This window comes from Moorena sp., from assembly GCF_982860115.1.
This window is the reverse complement of the sequence record NZ_CEYLVT010000029.1, coordinates 1-373: the sequence shown is the minus strand read 5'-3', so window position 1 is coordinate 373 and position 373 is coordinate 1. Positions and strand designations below refer to the sequence as shown.

The window sequence follows — 373 nt, the reverse complement described above, 5'->3', positions numbered from 1 at the left end:
GGCAAGGCCACATGCCTATTCCGCCGCCACTGGCAAGATGCCAGTTCTACACAGGCAAGGCCACATGCCTATTCCGCCGCCACTGGCAAGATGCCAGTTCTACACAGGACAGGCCACATGCCTATTCCGCCGCCACTGGCAAGATGCCAGTTCTACACAGGACAGGCCACATGCCTATTCCCCAGCCACTGGCAAGATGCCAGTTCTACACAGGCAAGGCCACATGCCTATTCCCCAGCCACTGGCAAGATGCCAGTTCTACACAGGACAGGCCACATGCCTATTCCCCAGCCACTGGCAAGATGCCAGTTCTACACAGGACAGGCCACATGCCTATTCCCCAGCCACTGGCAAGATGCCAGTTCTACACAGG

The 373-nt window shown here is 57.6% G+C and carries 1 protein-coding gene; it reads left to right on the top strand.

Features of this window, described 5'->3' with window-relative positions; translation table 11 throughout:
* A partial coding sequence (locus AC4II3_RS07600) for a hypothetical protein (RefSeq protein ID WP_490722799.1) occupies positions 1–373 on the top strand: 373 nt, incomplete at both ends.